Annotated in this window: 21 protein-coding genes; all 21 read left to right on the plus strand. The window is 63.8% G+C overall.

Annotated elements, in window-relative coordinates; genetic code table 11:
• Window positions 1–863 (plus strand): class I fructose-bisphosphate aldolase (locus AC16JP_RS01955; protein WP_484338918.1); only part of this gene is annotated, 863 nt, incomplete at its 5' end.
• A complete protein-coding gene (gene thiE / locus AC16JP_RS01960; protein ID WP_484338919.1) occupies window positions 860–1,522 on the plus strand; it encodes a thiamine phosphate synthase in 663 nt (220 codons plus the stop codon). The genes AC16JP_RS01955 and thiE, both read left to right, overlap by 4 nt.
• Window positions 1,519–3,153 (plus strand): M28 family peptidase, encoded by a 1,635-nt coding sequence (locus AC16JP_RS01965; protein WP_484338920.1) that lies wholly within the window; start codon window positions 1,519–1,521, stop codon window positions 3,151–3,153. The genes thiE and AC16JP_RS01965 overlap by 4 nt, the downstream gene beginning before the upstream one ends.
• A gap of 86 nt (window positions 3,154–3,239) precedes the next feature.
• Window positions 3,240–3,803 carry an elongation factor P gene (gene efp, locus AC16JP_RS01970; RefSeq protein ID WP_484338921.1) on the plus strand — a complete coding sequence of 188 codons (564 nt, stop codon included), beginning with the start codon at window positions 3,240–3,242 and terminating at the stop codon, window positions 3,801–3,803.
• Between the two features lie 9 nt (window positions 3,804–3,812).
• Window positions 3,813–4,610, plus strand: a complete 798-nt coding sequence (locus tag AC16JP_RS01975; RefSeq protein WP_484338922.1) for an inositol monophosphatase family protein — start codon at window positions 3,813–3,815, stop codon at window positions 4,608–4,610.
• A gap of 91 nt (window positions 4,611–4,701) precedes the next feature.
• A complete protein-coding gene (gene ndhC, locus AC16JP_RS01980; protein ID WP_484338923.1) occupies window positions 4,702–5,097 on the plus strand; it encodes an NADH-quinone oxidoreductase subunit A in 396 nt (131 codons plus the stop codon).
• A complete protein-coding gene (locus tag AC16JP_RS01985) occupies window positions 5,094–5,621 on the plus strand; it encodes a NuoB/complex I 20 kDa subunit family protein (RefSeq protein ID WP_484338924.1) in 528 nt (175 codons plus the stop codon). The genes ndhC and AC16JP_RS01985 overlap by 4 nt, the downstream gene beginning before the upstream one ends.
• Window positions 5,622–5,625: 4 nt before the next feature.
• Window positions 5,626–6,255: an NADH-quinone oxidoreductase subunit C gene (locus tag AC16JP_RS01990; RefSeq protein WP_484338925.1), complete on the plus strand. Its 630-nt coding sequence runs from the start codon at window positions 5,626–5,628 to the stop codon at window positions 6,253–6,255.
• A complete protein-coding gene (locus AC16JP_RS01995; RefSeq protein WP_484338926.1) occupies window positions 6,252–7,499 on the plus strand; it encodes an NADH-quinone oxidoreductase subunit D in 1,248 nt (415 codons plus the stop codon). The genes AC16JP_RS01990 and AC16JP_RS01995 overlap by 4 nt, the downstream gene beginning before the upstream one ends.
• Window positions 7,496–8,089, plus strand: coding sequence for a complex I 24 kDa subunit family protein (locus AC16JP_RS02000; protein ID WP_484338927.1), 594 nt, complete (start codon window positions 7,496–7,498; stop codon window positions 8,087–8,089). Before AC16JP_RS01995 ends, AC16JP_RS02000 begins: the two co-directional genes overlap by 4 nt.
• Window positions 8,089–9,396 carry an NADH-quinone oxidoreductase subunit NuoF gene (gene nuoF / locus AC16JP_RS02005; protein ID WP_484338928.1) on the plus strand — a complete coding sequence of 436 codons (1,308 nt, stop codon included), beginning with the start codon at window positions 8,089–8,091 and terminating at the stop codon, window positions 9,394–9,396. The genes AC16JP_RS02000 and nuoF overlap by 1 nt, the downstream gene beginning before the upstream one ends.
• A gap of 3 nt (window positions 9,397–9,399) precedes the next feature.
• Complete coding sequence (gene nuoG, locus AC16JP_RS02010; RefSeq protein ID WP_484338929.1) at window positions 9,400–11,409, plus strand: NADH-quinone oxidoreductase subunit NuoG; 2,010 nt, start codon at window positions 9,400–9,402, stop codon at window positions 11,407–11,409.
• The gene (nuoH, locus tag AC16JP_RS02015; protein ID WP_484338930.1) at window positions 11,409–12,464 is read left to right on the plus strand and encodes an NADH-quinone oxidoreductase subunit NuoH; all 1,056 of its coding nucleotides are present in this window, start codon (window positions 11,409–11,411) and stop codon (window positions 12,462–12,464) included. Before nuoG ends, nuoH begins: the two co-directional genes overlap by 1 nt.
• Complete coding sequence (gene nuoI, locus AC16JP_RS02020; RefSeq protein ID WP_484338931.1) at window positions 12,461–12,946, plus strand: NADH-quinone oxidoreductase subunit NuoI; 486 nt, start codon at window positions 12,461–12,463, stop codon at window positions 12,944–12,946. The genes nuoH and nuoI overlap by 4 nt, the downstream gene beginning before the upstream one ends.
• 47 nt (window positions 12,947–12,993) lie before the next feature.
• Window positions 12,994–13,629, plus strand: coding sequence for an NADH-quinone oxidoreductase subunit J (locus AC16JP_RS02025; RefSeq protein ID WP_484338932.1), 636 nt, complete (start codon window positions 12,994–12,996; stop codon window positions 13,627–13,629).
• The gene (gene nuoK / locus AC16JP_RS02030) at window positions 13,626–13,931 is read left to right on the plus strand and encodes an NADH-quinone oxidoreductase subunit NuoK (protein ID WP_484338933.1); all 306 of its coding nucleotides are present in this window, start codon (window positions 13,626–13,628) and stop codon (window positions 13,929–13,931) included. The genes AC16JP_RS02025 and nuoK overlap by 4 nt, the downstream gene beginning before the upstream one ends.
• Before the next feature lie 4 nt (window positions 13,932–13,935).
• A complete protein-coding gene (gene nuoL, locus AC16JP_RS02035; RefSeq protein ID WP_484338934.1) occupies window positions 13,936–15,939 on the plus strand; it encodes an NADH-quinone oxidoreductase subunit L in 2,004 nt (667 codons plus the stop codon).
• A 10-nt stretch (window positions 15,940–15,949) separates the two neighbouring features.
• Window positions 15,950–17,497 carry an NADH-quinone oxidoreductase subunit M gene (locus tag AC16JP_RS02040; protein ID WP_484338935.1) on the plus strand — a complete coding sequence of 516 codons (1,548 nt, stop codon included), beginning with the start codon at window positions 15,950–15,952 and terminating at the stop codon, window positions 17,495–17,497.
• The gene (nuoN, locus tag AC16JP_RS02045; RefSeq protein WP_484338936.1) at window positions 17,494–18,939 is read left to right on the plus strand and encodes an NADH-quinone oxidoreductase subunit NuoN; all 1,446 of its coding nucleotides are present in this window, start codon (window positions 17,494–17,496) and stop codon (window positions 18,937–18,939) included. The genes AC16JP_RS02040 and nuoN overlap by 4 nt, the downstream gene beginning before the upstream one ends.
• 8 nt (window positions 18,940–18,947) lie before the next feature.
• A complete protein-coding gene (locus AC16JP_RS02050; RefSeq protein WP_484338937.1) occupies window positions 18,948–19,652 on the plus strand; it encodes a biotin--[acetyl-CoA-carboxylase] ligase in 705 nt (234 codons plus the stop codon).
• On the plus strand, window positions 19,652–19,775 hold a 124-nt coding region (locus tag AC16JP_RS02055), incomplete at its 3' end, for a type III pantothenate kinase (protein ID WP_484338938.1). The genes AC16JP_RS02050 and AC16JP_RS02055, both read left to right, overlap by 1 nt.

Here is a 19,775-nt window from a genome sequence, read left to right on the forward strand (position 1 = left end):
ATCCAGGCACCAAGGCCAATCTGGCCCGCATCCTGTGTTCGGGGCGGCTGGCCGGCACCGGCAAGATGGTGATTTTGCCTGTCGATCAGGGCTTCGAGCATGGCCCGGCCCGCAGCTTCGCAGTGAATCCGCCCGCCTATGATCCGCACTATCATTTCCAGCTTGCGATCGACGCCGGGCTGAATGCCTATGCGGCGCCGCTCGGGATGCTGGAAGCCGGCGCCGACACCTTCGCCGGGCAGATTCCGACGATCCTGAAGGTCAACAGCTCGAATAGCTGGGCGACCAGCATCGACCAGGCGGTGACGGGCGGCGTCGACGACGCGCTGCGTCTCGGCTGCTCGGCCATCGGCTTCACCATCTATCCGGGCGCCGACGATGTGTTCGGCATGATGGAGGAAGTCCGCGAATTGATCGCCGAGGCGAAGTCGGTCGGGCTGGCGACGGTCGTCTGGTCGTATCCGCGTGGCGGCAAGCTGTCGAAGGACGGCGAACTGGCGCTGGATGTCGGCGCCTATGCCGCCCACATGGCGGCGCTGCTGGGCGCACACATCATCAAGGTGAAACTGCCGAGCGACCATATCGAGCAGAAGGACGCGCAGAAGGCCTATCAGGGCGGCGACTGGTCGACCCAGGCCAGGCGCGTGGCGCACGTCATGCAGGCGTCGTTCGAAGGCCGTCGCCTTGTGGTGTTCTCGGGCGGGGCGGCCAAGGGCGCAGACGCCGTCTACGACGACGCGCGCGCCATCCGCGATGGCGGTGGCAATGGCTCGATCATCGGCCGCAACAGCTTTCAGCGCCCGCGCGACGAGGCTCTGGCGCTGCTCGACCGGATCGTGCGCATCTACCTCAACAAGGAATGAGCGATCCGCTGGAAGAATTTGGCAGGGAGGTTCGCCCTCCCTGCCAGCTTTACCTGATCTCGCCGCCTGCGTTCGATCTGCGGGCGCATGCCGGGGATTTGGCGCGCGCGCTGGCTGCAGGCGGGGTTGCTGCCTACCAGTTGCGCCTGAAAGACCAGCCCGACGACGTAGTGCTGGAGGCGGCCGAACGGTTACTGCCGATCTGCCGCGAGGCCGACGTCGCCTTCATCATGAACGACCGCGCCGACCTGGCACATGCGTGCGGCGCGGATGGCGTGCACCTCGGGCAAACCGACGGAGATCCTGCAGAGGCCCGCCGCCTGCTGGGCCGTGAGGCGCAGATCGGCGTCACCTGCAACGCAAGCCGACATCTGGCGATGGACGCCGGAGAGAGCGGCGCTGACTATGTGGCGTTCGGTTCCTTTTTTCCGACCGCCACCAAAAACGTAAAGCATTACGCCGAACCGGAAATCCTGCGCTGGTGGACTTCGATCAGCCCGATCCCCTGTGTAGCGATCGGCGGCATAACGGCGGCGAACTGCCAGCCGCTGGTGGCGGCCGGTGCCGATTTTCTGGCGGTGTCAGCGGCGGTCTGGTCTGCGGACCTGTCGGACGTAGCCGTATCCGCCTTTCAGCAGGCGATCAGGAGCGCGAAATGAGGAATGCGATGCTTGGCGCACTGCTGTTGCCGGCCCTTGCCGCGATGGCGCCGGCGCCTGCCGTTTCACCGGCAACTCTGTCGAAGGACGTTCAGGTGCTGGCGTCCGACGCGTTCGAGGGGCGGGCGCCCGGCGGCGCCGGAGAGGAGCGCACGATCCGCTACCTCGTCGAGCGCATGACGGCGATCGGTCTGCAACCCGCCGGAGACAATGGCGGCTGGACGCAGGCCGTCAGGCTGCTGCACACGCGCTTGGGCGACGGGCCGATCGCCGCCGGCGACATCCCGCTGAAGCGCAATGTCGACATCTACCTGTCCACCCAGCAGCCGGTGGACAAGGTGGAATTCGACAATGTTCCTATGGTGTTCGTCGGCTATGGCGTGACCGCGCCCGAGCGCGGGTGGGACGATTTCAAGGACGTCGACGTGCGCGGCAAGGTCATCGTCATGCTGGTGAACGACCCGGACTTCCGCAGCCAGCCCGGCGACGACGCGCATGACCTGTTCGGCGGCCGCCGCATGACCTATTATGGCCGCTGGCCCTACAAATACGAAGAGGCTGTGCGGCGCGGCGCGGTTGGCGCGCTCATCATCCACGAGAATGAAGGCGCCGCCTACGGCTGGCAGACGGTAATCGCCCCGGCGAGCGAGAATTTCGACCTTGCGGGCGGCGGCGGCGGCCCGAGGCTTCGTGCGCAGGGCTGGATCTCGCAGGAGTATGCACGCAGGCTGTTCCGCGACGCAGGACTGGATTTCGAACAGCAGATGCAAGCCGCACGCAGCAAGGCGTTCCGGCCGGTCTATTTGCGCGCCGAATTTTCGGCCGGTCTGCCCGTCTGGCATGAAACGACGGTCAGCCACAATCTGCTGGGCAAGCTGCCGGGCAAGACCCGGCCGAACGAAGCGATCCTGTTCGGCGCCCACTGGGATGCGTTCGGCATCGGCCCGGCCGACGCCAAGGGGCAGACGATCCGTCACGGCGCGAACGACGATGCGCTGGGCGTTGCAGCGACGCTGGAAATGGCGCGGATGTTCCGCGAAACCGGACCGACCGACCGGACCTTGCTGTTCGGCCTGTGGACAGCCGAGGAACGGCTGCTGCTGGGATCCGAATATTATGCGCGCAACCCGGTGGTGCCGCTGGCGCAGACGGTTGCCAATTATACCTTCGACGTGATGAACACAGGCGGACCGTCGCACGACCTGTTGCTGGTGGGCGACGGGCAGAACGAACTGGAAGCCGATCTGGCGAAGGCGGCTGCAGCGATCGGACGGCGGGTGACGCCGGAAACCCTGCCGGAACGCGGGCTGTTCTATCGCGCCGACCATCTTTCGGTTGCGCGCCAGGGGGTGCCGACGCTGTTGCTGATGGCCATGAGCGGGGCGCCCGATCTGGTGGAGGGCGGCCGCGAGGCAGGCAACCGCTGGCTTGAGGGCTATATGGCCTGCTACCATCAGGCCTGCGACGCATGGACGCCGGAACTCGATTTCCGGGGGGCCGCCGACGACGCCGATCTGGTGTTCCGGATCGCCCGCGATCTGGCCAATTCCGCCCGCTGGCCCGAATGGCGCGAGGGATCGGAGTTTCGCGTCATCCGCCAGAAATCCCGCACCGGCACCGGCGCGCGCTGACGGGGGGCGCTGCGCGCCCTCTTGCCGGTTGGCCGCGCGCCCGCTAGAGGCACGCGGCCCTTTTTGCATCCCCACAGGTGAAACCCATGAAGATCAGCGGCGTGGACATCCGTCCCGGCAACATCATCGAATATGAAGGCGGTATCTGGCGTGCGGTGAAGACGCAGCACACCCAGCCCGGCAAGGGCGGCGCCTATATGCAGGTCGAGATGAAAAACCTGATCGACGGCCGCAAGACCAACGTGCGCTTCCGGTCGGCTGAAACCGTGGAGCGTGTTCGACTCGACACCAAGGATTTCCAGTATCTCTATGCCGAGGACGACAACCTCGTGTTCATGGACAAGGACAGCTACGATCAGGTCACGCTGCCGAAGGACCTGCTGGGGGAAGCGGCTGCGTTCCTGACCGACGGCATGGACGTGTCGATGGAACTGTATGAAGAGCGTCCGATTTCCGTGCAGTTGCCGGAACAGGTTGAAGCAACCATCGTCGAGGCCGACGCCGTGGTGAAGGGGCAGACGGCTTCGTCGTCCTACAAGCCGGCGGTGCTGGAAAACGGCGTTCGCGTGATGGTGCCGCCGCATATCGGCACCGGCACACGCATCGTCGTCGACGTCTACGAACAGACCTATGTTCGCCGGGCCGACTGAGCAGCAGCCATGAGCCAGTCCGCCATCATCACCGTGATCGATCGCGCCTGCCGCAAGGCAGGGACACGCCTGCGCCGCGATTTCGGTGAAGTCGCGCAGTTGCAGGTTTCCAAAAAAGGCCCGGCCGATTTCGTGACGCAGGCCGACCGGACCTGCGAAAATACGCTGGTCGAGGAACTGCGGCGCGCCAGGCCGGGCTGGGGCTTCCTGCTGGAGGAAGGCGGCGAAATGCCCGGCGATGAGGAAAACGCGCCGCGTTTCGTGATCGATCCGCTGGATGGCACCACGAATTTCCTGCACGGAATCCCGCACTTCGCCATCTCGGTTGGCGTCGAACATATGGGCGTGCAGGTCGCGGGGGTCGTCTATCAGCCGCTGACCGACGAAACCTTCTGGGCCGAGCGCGGCCGCGGTGCCTGGCTGCACAATGCGCGGCTGAGGGTGTCGGGCCGGCGCGACATGGCCGAGGCGCTGGTGGCGACGGGGATTCCCTATCGCGGCCATGGCGATCAGGCGCGGTTCGAGTCGATTCTGGGCCGGGTGATCCCGGAAGTGGCGGGCGTGCGCCGGTTTGGCGCTGCAAGCCTCGACCTCGCATGGGTTGCGGCAGGCCGCTACGACGGGTTCTGGGAAGAAGGCCTGTCGCACTGGGATGTCAGCGCAGGCATGCTGCTGGTGCGGGAAGCCGGCGGCTTCGTCTCGGACTTCCGTGGCTCCGAGAAGATGCTGGAACGGCGGGAAATCATCGCCGCCAACGATCAGATCCACTCGCGGTTGCATCGCCTGATCGCCGGGGCTGTTCGCTAGCGCGGATTTGCCGCAACATAGCGCGCGTTTTGCGGCCAGCCTGCGCCCGGCAAGGCTTGCCGCGACTCGTCGCCTTGCCTAGAGGAGCGCCATGCCAGAGCTATCCGACATCGGGCGGGAATATCTTCCCATCCTGCTTTTCTTCGGCGTTGCCATCGCGTTCGCGGTGATCTTCGCCGGGCTACCGGTCCTCGTCTCCAACCTGATGGCGACGAACAAACCCTACGCCGACAAGCTGACCGAATATGAAAGCGGCTTTCCGGCATTTTCGTCGGCGCGCGGCCGTTTCGACGTGCGCTTCTATCTGGTGTCGATCCTGTTCATCATCTTCGATCTGGAAGTCGCGTTCCTGTTTCCGTGGGCCGTCAGCCTGAAGCACATGGGGGCCGAACTGGTGTTCGCCTGGGGCTCGATGATGGTGTTTCTGGGCGTGCTGACGATCGGCTTCATCTATGAATGGAAGAAGGGGGCGCTGGATTGGGAATGAGCAGCACGCTTCTCTCTCCGGAAGCCGGCAATGACCGGTTCTTCGCCGATGTGAATTCGGAACTGTCGAACAAGGGTTTCCTTGTCGCCAGCCTCGAAGATCTGACGACATGGGCGCGCACCGGTTCGCTGTGGTGGATGACGTTCGGCCTTGCCTGTTGCGCGGTCGAGATGATGCACGCGTCGATGCCGGACTATGACATGGAGCGTTTCGGCGCCGCGCCGCGCGCGTCTCCGCGTCAGTCCGACGTGATGATCGTGGCGGGCACGCTCTGCAACAAGATGGCTCCGGCGCTGCGCCGCGTCTATGACCAGATGCCCGAACCGCGCTACGTGATCAGCATGGGAAGCTGCGCCAACGGCGGCGGCTATTACCATTACAGCTATTCGGTGGTGCGCGGCTGCGACCGCATCGTCCCGGTCGACATCTATGTGCCCGGTTGCCCGCCAACCGCCGAGGCGCTGCTCTATGGCATCATGGCTTTGCAGCGGAAGATCCGCCGCGCCAGCAGCTTCGAGAGATAGGCCAGTGTCGCATCTGCCGAAATACGCGGGCAATGAAGGCATTGCCGACCGCGCCGGGGAACTTCTTGGTGGCGATCTGCTGGAAGCGGTCGAGGCTGTTGGCGAACTGACGCTGATCGTCCGCCGCGAGAGCCTGTATGTGGTGCTGGGGCGGCTGCGCGATGCACCCGATCTGGCGTTCGACCAGATGCTGGACATCGCCGGCGCCGACTACCCGGAGCGCGAGCAGCGTTTCGATGTTTCCTACCACCTGCTGAGCATGCGCCATAACCGGCGGCTGCGGGTGAAGGTGCTGACCGATGAACGGGCGCCCGTGCCGTCGATCGTCGGCATGTATCCAAACGCCGGCTGGCTGGAGCGTGAAGTCTGGGATTGCTATGGCGTCTGGTTCGAGGGCAACTCCGACCTTCGCCGCATTCTGACTGACTATGGCTTCGAAGGGCACCCCTTCCGCAAGGATTTCCCGCTGACGGGTCATGTCGAACTGCACTACTCGGAAGAGCAGGGGCGTGTCGTCTATGCGCCGGTCAGGCTGAAGCAGGATTTCCGCAGCTTCGACTTTCTCAGTCCGTGGGAAGGACAGCGCACCCTCCCCGGCGACGAGAAGGCATCTGCGCCGGAGGGCGGGCAATGAGCGAGCATCTGATCGCCGAACTTCTGGAAGGGCAGGCCGTCGACCCGACGCTGCTGGTGGGCGAAAGCCGCATCCAGAACTACATGATCAACTTCGGACCGCAGCACCCGGCCGCGCACGGCGTGCTGCGCCTGGTGATGGAGCTGGATGGCGAAATCATCGAGCGCTGCGACCCGCACATCGGGCTGTTGCATCGCGGCACCGAAAAGCTGTGTGAATACAAGACCTACCTGCAGGCGCTCCCGTATATGGATCGCCTCGACTATTGCAGCCCGATGTCGATGGAGCATTCCTATGTGCTCGCCATCGAAAAGCTGCTGGGTGTCGTGGTGCCGCTGCGCGGACAACTGATCCGCGTGCTCTGGGCCGAGATCATGCGGATCTCGAACCACCTGCTGAACCTTGGCTCGCATGGCATGGACGTGGGCGGCCTGACGCCGATCCTGTGGTTCTTTGCCGAGCGCGAGAAGATCTACCGTTTTTCGGAACGGGTGTCGGGCGCGCGTATGCATGCGGCCTATTTCCGCCCCGGCGGCGTCCATCAGGACATGCCGGCGGGCCTTGCTGAAGACATTCGCGTCTGGGCAGAGGCATTTCCGCGCGTGATCGGTGATGTCGTCACCATTCTGGGCGAGAACCGCATCTTCAAGCAGCGCAACGTCGATATCGGCGTCATCACGGCGCAGGAAGCGATTGCCTGGGGTTTCACCGGGCCGTGCCTGCGCGGTTCGGGCATTCCGTGGGACTTGCGCAAGAGCCAGCCCTATGAATGCTATGCCGACCTCGATTTCGAGATTCCGGTCGGCCGCAACGGCGACTGCTATGACCGCTGGGTGGTCCGCATCGAGGAAATGCGCCAGTCGGTGAAGCTGATCATCCAGTGCCTCGACCGGTTGCAGGCCTGCGAAGGCGAGCCGGTTCTTGCCCCGGCGTTCGACGTGGTGCCGCCGCGCCGGGCCGACATGAAGCGCTCGATGGAGGCGCTCATCAACCACTTCAAGCTCTATACCGAGGGCTTCAAGGTGCCGGCTGGCGAAGTCTATGTCGCGACCGAAAGCCCCAAGGGCGAGTTCGGCATTTATCTGGTGTCGGATGGCACCAACCAACCGTATCGCTGCCACATCCGGGCGACCGGCATGAGCCACCTGCAGGCAATGGACTTCCTGCTGAAAGGGCACATGCTGGCCGACGCTCCGGCAGTGCTGGGCAGCCTCGACATCGTGTTCGGAGAGGTCGACCGGTGAGCGATTTCAGCGATTTCCAGTGGACTGAAGCCAATGCGCACGAAGTTGAGCGCATCATCGGGCGTTATCCCAAGGGCCGTGAGGCGTCGGCGATCATGCCGCTGCTGTGGCTGGCGCAATACCAGATGCAACAGCAGACCGGCATCGCCTGGCTGCCGCTGCCGGTGATCGAGTTCGTGGCGGCGCAGATCGGTGTGCCGAAGATGCGGGCGATGGAAGTCGTCAGCTTTTACACGATGTACAATCCAAAGCCGGTCGGCCGCTATCATGTGCAGGTGTGCGGCACGACGCCGTGCATGTTGCGCGGCTCCGACGATGTGCTGCGCGCCTGCGCCGACAAGGGGCTGAAGAAGGGCGAAGTGACCGGCGATGGCCTGTTCTCGCTCTCCGAGGTGGAATGCATCGGCTGCTGCGCCAATGCGCCTGTGGTGCAGATCAACGACGACAATTTCGAAGACCTGACCTACGATACCATGACCACCATCCTCGAAGACCTGATCGCAGGCCGCACGCCGAAAACCGGCAGTGCGATCGGCCGCACCGCGAGCTGCCCCGAAGGCGGCCCGACAACCCTGACGGAAATCGCCTGATGCTTGCCGACAAGGATCGCATCTTCACCAATCTCTATGGCTTCCAGCCGTGGGGGATCGAGCACGCGATGCAGCGTGGCGATTGGGCCGGCACGCGCGAACTGATGGCGCTGGGCCAGGACGCCATCATCCAGAAGGTGAAGGATTCGGGCCTTCGCGGTCGTGGCGGCGCCGGCTTCTCGACAGGCATGAAGTGGAGCTTCATGCCCAAGGAATCGAAGGACGGGCGCCCGAGCTTTCTGGTGGTGAACGGCGACGAGTCCGAGCCGGGGTCCTGCAAGGACCGCGAGATCATCCGCCACGATCCGCACAAGCTGGTGGAAGGCGCGCTGATCGCAGGTTTCGCGATGCGCGCGCGGGCTGCCTATATCTACATTCGCGGCGAATATATCCGCGAGGCCGAAGTGCTGTTCGCAGCGGTCGAGGAAGCATACCAGAAGGGTTTTCTGGGCAAGAACGCCTGCGGTTCCGGCTATGACTTCGACGTGTTCGTGCACCGTGGCGCGGGCGCCTACATCTGCGGCGAAGAAACCGCGATGATCGAAAGCATCGAGGGCAAGAAGGGGCAGCCGCGCCTGAAGCCGCCGTTCCCGGCAGGGGCTGGGCTGTATGGTTGCCCGACGACGGTGAACAACGTCGAGTCGATCGCGGTCGTGCCGACGATCCTGCGCCGTGGGCCTGAGTGGTTTGCCGGGTTCGGCAGGCAGAATAATCACGGCACCAAGCTGTTTCAGATTTCCGGACATGTGAACCGCCCGTGCGTCGTCGAGGACGCCATGAGCGTATCGTTCCGCGAACTGATCGAAACCCATTGCGGCGGTATTCGCGGTGGCTGGGACAACCTTCTGGCGGTCATCCCCGGCGGATCGTCGGTGCCGCTGGTGCCCGCGCACCAGATCATCGATGCGCCGATGGATTTCGACGGACTGCGTGAACTGAAATCAGGGCTTGGGACCGCTGCCGCGATCGTGATGGACAAGTCGACGGACGTGATCCGCGCGATTGCCCGGCTTTCCTACTTCTACAAGCACGAAAGCTGCGGCCAGTGCACGCCGTGCCGCGAAGGCACCGGCTGGATGTGGCGGGTGATGCAGCGGCTGGTGACCGGCGACGCCGAGCCGCATGAAATCGACACGCTGCTGGAAGTCACGACGCAGGTCGAGGGACACACCATCTGTGCACTGGGCGATGCAGCCGCCTGGCCCATTCAGGGCCTGATTCGCCATTTTCGCCCTGAAATCGAAGCGCGCATAGCCAAGCGCCGGGGCTTCGTCGATGTGCCCGCCATGGCGCAGGCAGGGGAATAAGCCATGCCCAAGCTGACCGTTGACGGGATCGAAGTGGAAGTGCCGGCCGGCGCCACGGTGATGCAGGCCTGCGAAGCGGCCGGCAAGGAAATCCCGCGCTTCTGCTACCACGAGCGTCTGTCCATCGCCGGCAACTGCCGCATGTGCCTGGTCGAGGTTTCGCCGGGGCCGCCGAAGCCGCAGGCGAGCTGCGCACTGCCCGCTGCCGAAGGACAGGTCATCAGCACGACCAGCCCGATGGTGAAGAAGGCGCGGGAAGGGGTGATGGAGTTCCTCCTCATCAACCACCCGCTGGATTGCCCGATCTGCGATCAGGGCGGCGAGTGCGATCTGCAGGACCAGGCGATCGCCTATGGCCGTGGCGGCAGCCGCTTTGCCGAAAACAAGCGCGCCGTGACCGAAAAGCACATGGGTCCGCTGATCAAGACGGTGATGACGCGCTGCATCCATTGCACGCGCTGCATCCGCTTTGCCGAGGAAGTCGGTGGCGCCATGGAAATCGGCGCGCTGAACCGTGGCGAGGACATGCAGATCAGCACCTTCCTCGAAACCACGGTGACGACCGAACTGTCGGGCAACATCATCGACTTGTGCCCGGTCGGCGCGCTGACTTCGAAACCGGCTGCGTTCAGCGTGCGTGCGTGGGAACTGAAGCGCACCGATGCGATCGACGCGATGGATGCGGTCGGCACCAACATCGTCGCCGGAACCCGGTCTGGCGCGGTGATGCGGGTGACGCCGCGCGTCAACGACGATGTGAACGAGGAATGGGTGGCCGACGCCGGCCGCTTCGGCGTCGACGGGCTGCGCGAGCGCAGGCTCGATCGGCCGTGGGTCAGGGTGAACGGCGAATTGCAGCCGGCGACGTGGCCGCAGGCGTTTGCGGCCGTCAAGGCGGCGCTTGCCGGCACGACGCCCGACAAGGTTGCAGCACTTGCCGGCAACCTCTCGGCGGTCGAGGATCTGGTGGCCGCGAAGGATGTTCTGGCGGCCTCCGGCGTAACCCGGTTCGAATGCCGGACCGACGGCGCGGCCTATCAGGGGCCTGCGGCACACTGGCGCTTCAACACGACGATTGCGGCGCTGGAAACGGCGGACGTGATCCTGATCGTCGGCGCCGACCCGCGCTATGATGCGCCGCTGGTGAACAGCCGTATCCGCAAGGCCGTGCGCCGTCGTGGTGCAACCGTGTTCCGCATCGGTTCGGGCAGCGATCCGCGCTACGAGATCACCGAACTGGGAGACGATCTCGGCCTGCTGGCAGCGCTTCCTGCCGAGGTGCGCGCAAAGCTTGACGCTGCGCAACGGCCAGCGATCCTGATCGGCAGCCGCAACGCCTCCGCTGAAGTGCTGGCTGCGGCGCATGCCCTGACGCCGTTGTTCGTCAAAGATGGTTGGCAGGGCTTCAACATTCTGCACGACGCCGCGTCGCGCGTCGGGGCGATGACGGCGGGCTGGGCTGGCGAAGGGCTGGAGGCGCTGTCGGCGCATCCGCCGGCCGTATTGTTCCTGCTGGGTGTCGATGAACTGGCGCTGGCGCCGTTCGGCGGATCGACCAAGATCTACATCGGCCACCATGGCGATCGGGGTGCGGCGGTTGCCGACGTCATCCTGCCGGGCGCTGCTTACACCGAAAAGCCCGCAACCTTCGTCAATATGGAAGGCCGCGTGCAGCGATCGCTTCGTGCAACCTTCCCGCCCGGCGACGCGCGCGAGGACTGGAGCATTTTCCGCGCGCTGGCCGACGTGCTGGGGCACAAGCTTGGCTATGACAGCCTCGACCAGCTGCGTGCCCGCATCAACCGCGAGTGGCCGGAACTCGGCGCCGAGGGGCTGACCGTGGCACCGTGGCAGGCAGCCACGCTGGCTGCCGCGCAGCCGTCCGGCCCGGCGCGGCCGCGTGCCACAGACTATTACAGCAGCAACCCGATCCTGCGCGCCAGCCCGACCATGCGGACCTGCGTCGCCGAGATCCTCGAGGGCCGCGAGCCCGTTCTGGAGGCCGCGGAATAATGGTGCAATTCTTCCAGAACTGGATGGGGCAGGGGCTGGGCTGGTTCGTCGCTCACCTGATCCTGATCCTGCTGATCGCGCTGCCGGTGATGCTGTGCATGGCGCTCTCGACATGGGTGGACCGCAAGGTCTGGGCGGCGATGCAGATGCGTCGCGGGCCGAACGTGGTCGGACCGATCGGGGTGATGCAGCCCTTCGCCGACGGCCTGAAACTGTTCCTGAAGGAAACGATCGTGCCTTCGGGCGCGAACAAGGGCGTGTTCTTCATCGCGCCGATCATCACCTTCGTGCTTGCGCTGGTTGCGTGGGCGGTGATCCCGTTCGATGCGGGCTGGGTGCTGGCGGATATCAACGTCGGCCTGCTGTTCCTGTTCGCGGTATCGTCGATGGGTGTCTATGGGATCATCATGTCGGGTTGGGCTTCCAACTCGAAATACCCGTTCCTGGGCGGCCTGCGCTCTGCGGCGCAGATGGTTTCCTACGAAGTGTCGATCGGTTTCGTCATCGTCACGGTCGTGCTCTATGCCTCAAGCTTCAACCTGACCGACATCGTCGAGAGCCAGCGCGGCAACATCCTTGGCTTAGTGAACGGCAACCTGTTCAACCCGCTGCTGTTTCCGATGGGTGTGGTGTTCCTGATCTCGGCGCTTGCGGAAACCAACCGGCCGCCGTTCGATCTTCCCGAGGCTGAAGCTGAACTGGTCGCCGGTTATCAGGTCGAATATTCGTCGATGACGTTCGCGCTGTTTTTCCTCGGCGAGTATATGAACATCCTGCTGATGTGCGCGCTCACCAGTATCCTGTTCCTTGGCGGCTATCTGCCGCCGGTGAACTGGGCGCCGCTGTATCTGGTGCCGGGGATCATCTGGATGTTCGCGAAGATCGTGTTCATGTTCTTCGTGTTCGCATGGGTAAAGGCCACCGTGCCGAGGTATCGCTATGACCAGCTGATGCGTCTGGGCTGGAAGATCTTCCTGCCGCTGTCGCTGTTCTGGGTGGTGCTGGTTTCCGGCTGGCTCGTGTTCACCGGTCATTTCTCGGGAGGGGCAGCATGAGCATCGCCCAAGCCGCCAAGTCGATGTTGCTGTGGGACATGATCCTCGGCCACTGGCTGTCGTTCAGATACATGTTCCGCCCCAAGAGCACGATCAACTACCCCTATGAAAAGGGGGCGATCAGCCCAAGGTTTCGTGGTGAACATGCGCTGCGCCGCTATCCCAACGGCGAGGAACGCTGCATCGCATGCAAGCTGTGCGAGGCGATCTGCCCGGCGCAGGCGATCACGATCGAGGCCGAACCGCGCGACGACGGCAGCCGCCGCACCACGCGCTACGACATCGACATGACGAAGTGCATCTATTGCGGCTTCTGCCAGGAGGCGTGCCCGGTGGATGCCATCGTCGAAGGCCCGAACTTCGAGTTCGCAACCGAAACCCGCGAGGAGTTGCTGTATGACAAGCAGAAGCTGCTCGCGAACGGTGAGCGGTGGGAACGCGCGATTGCCGCGAACCTTGCCGCTGACGCTCCCTATCGCTAACGGCAGGCCCGCACGATGACCAACCCAGCACAAGGCAGAGGCCAGCCGTGATTCAGGCAGCCATATTCTATCTGTTCGCCACCGTTGTGGTCCTCTCGGGCCTGATGGTGATCCTTGCGCGCAACCCCGTGCACTCGGTGTTGTGGCTGATCCTCGCCTTCTTCAACGCCGCCGGGCTGTTTCTGGTGATCGGCGCCGAGTTCATCGCGATGATCCTCGTCATCGTCTATGTCGGCGCGGTTGCGGTGCTGTTCCTGTTCGTGGTGATGATGCTCGACATCGACTTCGTCGCCTTGCGCGCCGGGTTTGCCCGTTATCTGCCGCTGGGGCTGATGCTGGGCCTCGTGCTTGCCGTCGAGCTGGTGACGGTCGGGTTCTTCTGGCAGTTCGGCGATCTGGCGCTGCAAGCGCGTGCTGCACCGGTTCCGGCTGCCAGTGCCGGGCTTTCCAACACGCAGGCGATCGGCACCATCCTCTACACGGATTATGTCTATGTGTTCCAGCTTGCAGGCATGGTGCTGCTTACGGCGATGGTCGGCGCGATCGTGCTGTCGCTGCGGCGCCGACCGGGCGTGAAGCGCCAGGATGTCGGCCGGCAGAACGCGCGGACGACCGTGAACGCGATTACCGTCACCCGGCCCGAAGTCGGCGCTGGCGTGGATACCAGCGGGGGCGTGAAATGATCGGGATCGGCCATTATCTGGCGGTTGGCGCCATGCTGTTCACGCTGGGCGTGTTCGGCATCTTCATCAACCGCAAGAACATCATCATCATCCTGATGTCGATCGAACTGATCCTGCTGGCGGTGAACGTGAACCTCGTCGCATTCTCGGTCTTCCTGAACGACATGGTCGGGCAGGTGTTCGCGATGTTCGTGCTGACCGTTGCAGCAGGCGAAGCCGCGATCGGGCTTGCGATCCTCGTCGTCTATTTCCGTAAACGCGGGACCATCGCCGTCGACGATGTCCGCCAGATGCGCGGCTGATCCCATGATACAGGCCATTGTCTTTCTTCCCCTCGTCGCGTTCCTGATTGCCGGCATCGGCAACCGGGCGCTTGGCAACACCGCCGCCAAGGCGATCACCACGGGCGCGCTGTTCATCTCGTGCGCACTGTCGTGGGTGACGTTCATCGGCCTGATGGCCGGCAACCCCGCGCAGGACGTGGTCCTGGCAGACTGGTTCTCCAGCGGAACGCTGTCGGTCACATGGGCGCTGAAGGTCGACATGCTGACGGGGGTGATGCTGGTCGTCATCACTTCGGTGTCGGCGCTGGTGCACCTTTATAGCTGGGGCTACATGGCCGAAGATCCCGACCAGCCCCGCTTCTTTGCCTATCTGTCGCTGTTCACGTTCGCCATGCTGGCGCTGGTAACGGCCGACAATCTGGTGCAGGTCTATTTCGGCTGGGAAGGCGTCGGTCTGGCGTCCTACCTGCTGATCGGCTTCTGGTACGAAAAGCCTTCGGCCTGGGCCGCTGCGATCAAGGCGTTCGTGGTGAACCGCGTGGGCGACTTCAGCCTGATGCTGGGTGTCTTCGCGCTGTTCATGCTGTTCGGCACCATCGACATCGATACGATCCTTGCCGGTGTTCCAGCGGCGAAGGGCGCGACGTTCAGCTTCCTCGGCTATCAGGTCGATGCGATCACGACGATTGCGCTGCTGCTGTTCGTTGGCGCCATGAGCAAATCCGCGCAGGTGCCGCTGCACACCTGGCTTCCCGACGCGATGGAAGGCCCGACGCCTGTGTCGGCCCTCATCCACGCGGCAACGATGGTGACTGCGGGCGTTTTTCTGGTGTGCCGCATGTCGCCACTTTACGAGGCCAGCGTGACTGCCTCGACCGTCGTCACCTATGTCGGCGCGCTGACGGCGATCTTCGCCGCAACGGTTGCGACCACACAGAACGACATCAAGCGGGTGATCGCCTATTCGACCTGTTCGCAGCTTGGCTATATGTTCTTTGCAGCAGGCGTCGGCGCCTATGGGGCGGCGATGTTCCACCTGTTCACGCACGCCTTCTTCAAGGCGCTGCTGTTCCTTGGCGCCGGTTCGGTCATCCACGCGATGCACCACGAGCAGGACATGCGGCATTACGGTGCGCTCAGGAAGGCGATCCCGTTCACCTTCTGGATCATGGTCATCGGCACCATCGCGATTACCGGTGTGAACTATACGTCGGGCTATTTCTCGAAGGACGCCGTGCTGTTCGCTGCATGGGAATCCGGCACCGAAGCAGGGCGCGTGGCGTTCTTTGCCGGCGTGTTCGCGGCGTTGCTCACCAGCTTCTACAGTTGGCGGCTGATCTTCCTGACCTTTTATGGCGACGCGCGCTGGGCGGGATCGGAGCATATCCAGCACACCCTGCACGACCAAGCGGGCCACGAAGATCATGCGGCCGATCACGCGCATCACCACGGCACGACGGGGACTGGCGGATACCACCCGCACGAAAGCCCGGGCGTGATGCTGATCCCGCTGGCGGTGCTTGGTTTTGGCGCGCTGTTTGCCGGCGCGATCTTCAACGATCGCTTCGTCGGCGGCGATGAAACCGCCTTCTGGCAGGGCACCATAGTCCACAACGGCGCCTTCTTCGAGAGCCTGCACCATGTGCCCGCGCTGGTGCACTGGGCGCCGGCGATCGTCATGGCGCTGGGTCTGGCGATTGCCTGGGCGGTCTATGTGCGGAATCCCGGATCGGCGGCGCGGTTTGTCGCCATGTTCCGGCAGCTGCACAAGTTCCTCTATAACAAGTGGTATTTCGACGAGCTGTATGATGTGGCCATCGTCCGGCCTGCCAAGTGGTTCGGACGCCTGTTCTGGCAGGGCGGCGACAAGGGGATCATCGACCGCTTCGGCCCGGACGGGGTAAGCGATCTGGTCGCGCAGGGATCGGTGATTTCGCGCCGGTTCCAGTCGGGGCTGGTCTATTCCTACGCTTTGGTGATGCTGCTTGGCGTTGCCGCATTCTTCACCTGGTTCATGGTCCGGTAAGGGGTAACTGATGCTGACGACCATGATCTTGCTGCCGCTTGCTGCTGCGCTGGCGGTGCTCATGCTTCCCGGAGACGAAGCTTCGCGCGCACGGCTGGCACGGCTGACCGGGCTTGGCACGACCATCGTGCTGTTCGTGATGGGGCTGCTGCTATGGTCCCGTTTCGATAACTCGACTGCCGCGTTCCAGTTCGTCGAGCGTTCTGAAGTGTTCGGCGGCCTGCTTAGCTGGCACCTTGGCCTCGATGGCATCAGCCTGATGCTGACGATGCTGTCGGTCTTCCTGATGCCGCTTTCCATTCTGGCGGGCTGGAACTCGGTGAAGACCCGCGTTCCTGAATATATCGCGGCCTTCCTGGTGATGGAGAGCCTGATGATCGGGGTGTTTGCCTCCCTCGACATCTTCCTGTTCTACATCTTCTTCGAAGGCGGGCTGATCCCGATGTATGCCATCATCGGCATATGGGGCGGGCAGCGCCGCATCTACGCCAGCTACAAGTTCTTCCTTTATACCTTCCTTGGTTCGGTGCTGATGCTGCTGGCGATGCTGTGGATCGCGCGCGAGGCAGGCACGACGGACATCCCGGCGCTGATGGCGCATGATTTCCCGCTGAAAGCGCAGACATGGCTGTGGCTTGCATTCTTCGCCAGCTTTGCCGTGAAGGTGCCGATGTGGCCTCTGCACACCTGGCTTCCGGATGCCCACGTCGAGGCGCCGACGGCCGGATCGATGATCCTTGCGGGCGTGCTGCTGAAGATGGGTGGCTACGGCTTCATCCGTTTCTCGCTGCCGATGTTCCCGGATGCTTCGGTGCAGTTCATGTGGCTGGTGTTCGCGCTGTCGATGGTGGCTGTCGTTTACACCAGCCTCGTGGCGCTGGTGCAGTCCGACATGAAGAAACTGATCGCCTATTCGTCGGTCGCGCACATGGCGTTCGTGACGGCCGGCACATTCGCGTTCAACACGCAGGGCCTTGAAGGCGCCATCGTGGTGATGCTGGCGCACGGCGTGGTTTCAGCGGCACTGTTCTACTGTGTGGGCGTCATCTACGAACGGCTGCACACCCGCGAGATCGACCGTTACGGCGGCGTCGCGTCGAACATGCCGTGGTATGCCACCTTCTTCATGATCTTCACCATGTCGTCGATCGCGCTTCCGGGCACGTCGAACTTCATCGGCGAATTCATGTCGCTGTCGGGGGTATTCCTCACTGAAACCCGCGTTGCCTTCGTGATGGCAACCGGGGTCATTCTGGGCGCGGGCTACATGCTGTGGCTCTATGCGCGGGTGATGTTCGGTCCGCAAAAGAATGCTGATGCGGCGGCGATGCCGGATATCTCGGCGCGCGAATGGGCGATTTTCGTGCCGCTGGCCGCAGTCGCTCTGTGGATCGGCCTCTACCCCAAGCCATTCCTTGCACCACTGAAGGCGCCTGTCGAAAGCATCGTGGCGCGCGTCGAACGCGCGAAGCCGCCAAGGACCGCCCACACCAAGATTGCCGGGGTAGGCGCAACGCCCGCCGCCGCACCAATGGCCGGCGCAGGAGAAGTCAGGTGACGCTCGCACAATCCTTGGCCATCGGTATGCCCGAAGTGGTGCTGGCGGCGGGTGCCATCCTGCTGCTGATGTTCGGCGTTTTTCGCGGCAATGATTCCCTGCGCGTTGTCTCGTGGGGGGCGGTGCTTCTGTTCGTTTTCGCCGGGCTGACGGTAGTGGACGATGCTCCGGGCCGTCTGCTTGCGTGGAACGATCTCTATGTCGCCGACAATCTGTCGACCTTCCTGAAGGTTCTGATTCTGGCGGGTGCCGGTGCTACCGTGCTGATGGCGATCCCCTATCTCGAACGGCTGGAAGGCACCCGGTTTGAATTTCCGGTGCTGATCGTGCTGTCGACACTCGGCATGTTCGTCATGGTGTCGGCCAACAACCTGCTGACGCTGTATGTCGGGCTGGAACTGATGAGCCTGTCCGCCTATGTGCTGGCGTCGTATAACCGCGACGACGAGCACTCGTCGGAAGCTGGCCTGAAATATTTCGTGCTGGGTGCACTGGCGTCTGGCCTGCTGCTATATGGCGTAAGCTTGGTTTACGGGTTTGCCGGTTCCACCGATTTCACCGCCATCGCCGCCGCCCTTGGCGGAGAGGGGAGCAATGTCGGCGCGATCATCGGCCTTGTGCTGGTGTTCGCAGGCCTTGCCTTCAAGATCTCGGCCGCACCGTTCCATATGTGGACGCCCGATGTTTATGAAGGCGCGCCGACACCGGTGACGGCATTCTTCGCGTCGGCGCCGAAGGTGGCGGCGATGGGGCTGCTGCTAAGGGTTGCCTTCGATCCGTTCCAGGGCCTCGTCGGCGACTGGCGGCAGATCATCATCTTCATGAGCATCGCCTCGATGCTGCTGGGTGCACTGGGCGCGATCGGCCAGACCAACATCAAGCGTCTGCTTGCCTATTCGGCGATCAACAGCGTCGGTTTCATGCTGATCGGCGTTGCCTCGGCAAGCCCGGCGGGCGTGGCGGCGGTGCTGCTCTATCTGTCGATCTATCTGGTGATGGAAATCGGCGCGTTCATCGTCGTGCTGGCGCTGAAGGATGCCGATGGCCGCCCGGTGGAAACCCTGTCTGACATGGCGGGCCTGGCCCGCACGCGGCCGTGGCTGGCGTCGGCGCTGGCGATCTTCATGCTGTCGCTGGGCGGGGTGCCGCCGCTGTTCGGGTTCATGGCGAAGCTTGCGGTGTTCAACGCTGCGGTCGATGCCGGGCTGTTGCTGCTGGCGGTGATCGGTGTGCTGCTCAGCGTCGTTGCGGCCTATTACTACCTGAAGGTTGTGAAGATCCTGTTCCTCGACCCGCCGGCCGGTGTTGTCGTCGATGACGGCGGTGTGGGGGTGAACAAGGGCATCACGGTGGCGGCCGCAGTATTCTGCTCGCCGGCAGGGTATCTGCTGCTCGGGCCGATGGCGGCAGCGGCAAAGGTCGCTGCGGGCAGCCTGTTCTGATCCTCCATCTGGAAGAAACCGGCTCGACGAACGACTGGCTGCGGGAAAACGCTGCGCGTTTGCCCGATGGGCAGTGGGTACGCGCGGACCGGCAGACCAAAGGCAGAGGGCGCATGGGCCGCGACTGGCAGATGCCGGTCGGCAATCTGGCGATGTCAGGCCTCGTTCGCCCCCGGCCCGGAGAGGGAAATCCTGCCGAACTCGGCTTTGTTGCCGCACTGGCGCTGCATGATGTCGTTTCGCGTTTCGTCGATCCCGGCCTGCTGCAACTTAAGTGGCCGAACGACGTGCTGCTTGCGGGCGCCAAGCTGTCGGGCATCCTGCTGGAGCGCGAAGGCGATGTGCTGGTGCTGGGGATCGGCGTCAATCTGGTGGCGGCGCCACCTTTGCCCGACCGGCCTACGGCAGCCGTCTGCGACCATGGCCCGACCGTCGCCGCTGCCGAATTTGCCGAACTGCTGGCCGAAGCCTTTGCCAAACGCCGCGCGGCGTGGCGTCACGGCGGATTTGCCGCGATCCGCACAGACTGGCTGCAACGTGCGCATCCGCCGGGCACCGAACTGCTGGTGAACCGCGACGGCGCGCGCATCGGCGGGCGCTTTGCGGGCCTGGCGGATGATGGGGCCTTGCACCTGTTGCTGCCTGATGGGGCGCTGTATGTCGTGCATGCGGGCGATGTGTGGCTGGCACCCGCCGCCGGGGAGGGTGGCTGATGCTTCTGGCGATCGATGTCGGCAACACCAATATCGTGTTTGCGCTGGTGGAGGGCGACGAAATCCGCTGGCGGTGGCGCATCTCGACCGACGAGCGCCGCACCGCCGACGAGTATCTGGTCT

This window comes from Sandaracinobacteroides sp., assembly GCF_057137845.1.

Coding starts and splice junctions, on each gene's coding strand:
- AC16JP_RS01985 (WP_484338924.1), top strand. CDS start 5,094: ATGAGCAGCACGCTTCTCTCTCCGGAAGCCGGCAATGACCGGTTCTTC.
- AC16JP_RS02040 (WP_484338935.1), top strand. CDS start 15,950: ATGCTGACGACCATGATCTTGCTGCCGCTTGCTGCTGCGCTGGCGGTG.
- efp (WP_484338921.1), top strand. CDS start 3,240: ATGAAGATCAGCGGCGTGGACATCCGTCCCGGCAACATCATCGAATAT.
- AC16JP_RS01995 (WP_484338926.1), top strand. CDS start 6,252: ATGAGCGAGCATCTGATCGCCGAACTTCTGGAAGGGCAGGCCGTCGAC.
- nuoK (WP_484338933.1), top strand. CDS start 13,626: ATGATCGGGATCGGCCATTATCTGGCGGTTGGCGCCATGCTGTTCACG.
- thiE (WP_484338919.1), top strand. CDS start 860: ATGAGCGATCCGCTGGAAGAATTTGGCAGGGAGGTTCGCCCTCCCTGC.
- nuoI (WP_484338931.1), top strand. CDS start 12,461: ATGAGCATCGCCCAAGCCGCCAAGTCGATGTTGCTGTGGGACATGATC.
- nuoF (WP_484338928.1), top strand. CDS start 8,089: ATGCTTGCCGACAAGGATCGCATCTTCACCAATCTCTATGGCTTCCAG.
- nuoH (WP_484338930.1), top strand. CDS start 11,409: ATGGTGCAATTCTTCCAGAACTGGATGGGGCAGGGGCTGGGCTGGTTC.
- AC16JP_RS01965 (WP_484338920.1), top strand. CDS start 1,519: ATGAGGAATGCGATGCTTGGCGCACTGCTGTTGCCGGCCCTTGCCGCG.
- nuoG (WP_484338929.1), top strand. CDS start 9,400: ATGCCCAAGCTGACCGTTGACGGGATCGAAGTGGAAGTGCCGGCCGGC.
- AC16JP_RS01975 (WP_484338922.1), top strand. CDS start 3,813: ATGAGCCAGTCCGCCATCATCACCGTGATCGATCGCGCCTGCCGCAAG.
- ndhC (WP_484338923.1), top strand. CDS start 4,702: ATGCCAGAGCTATCCGACATCGGGCGGGAATATCTTCCCATCCTGCTT.
- nuoL (WP_484338934.1), top strand. CDS start 13,936: ATGATACAGGCCATTGTCTTTCTTCCCCTCGTCGCGTTCCTGATTGCC.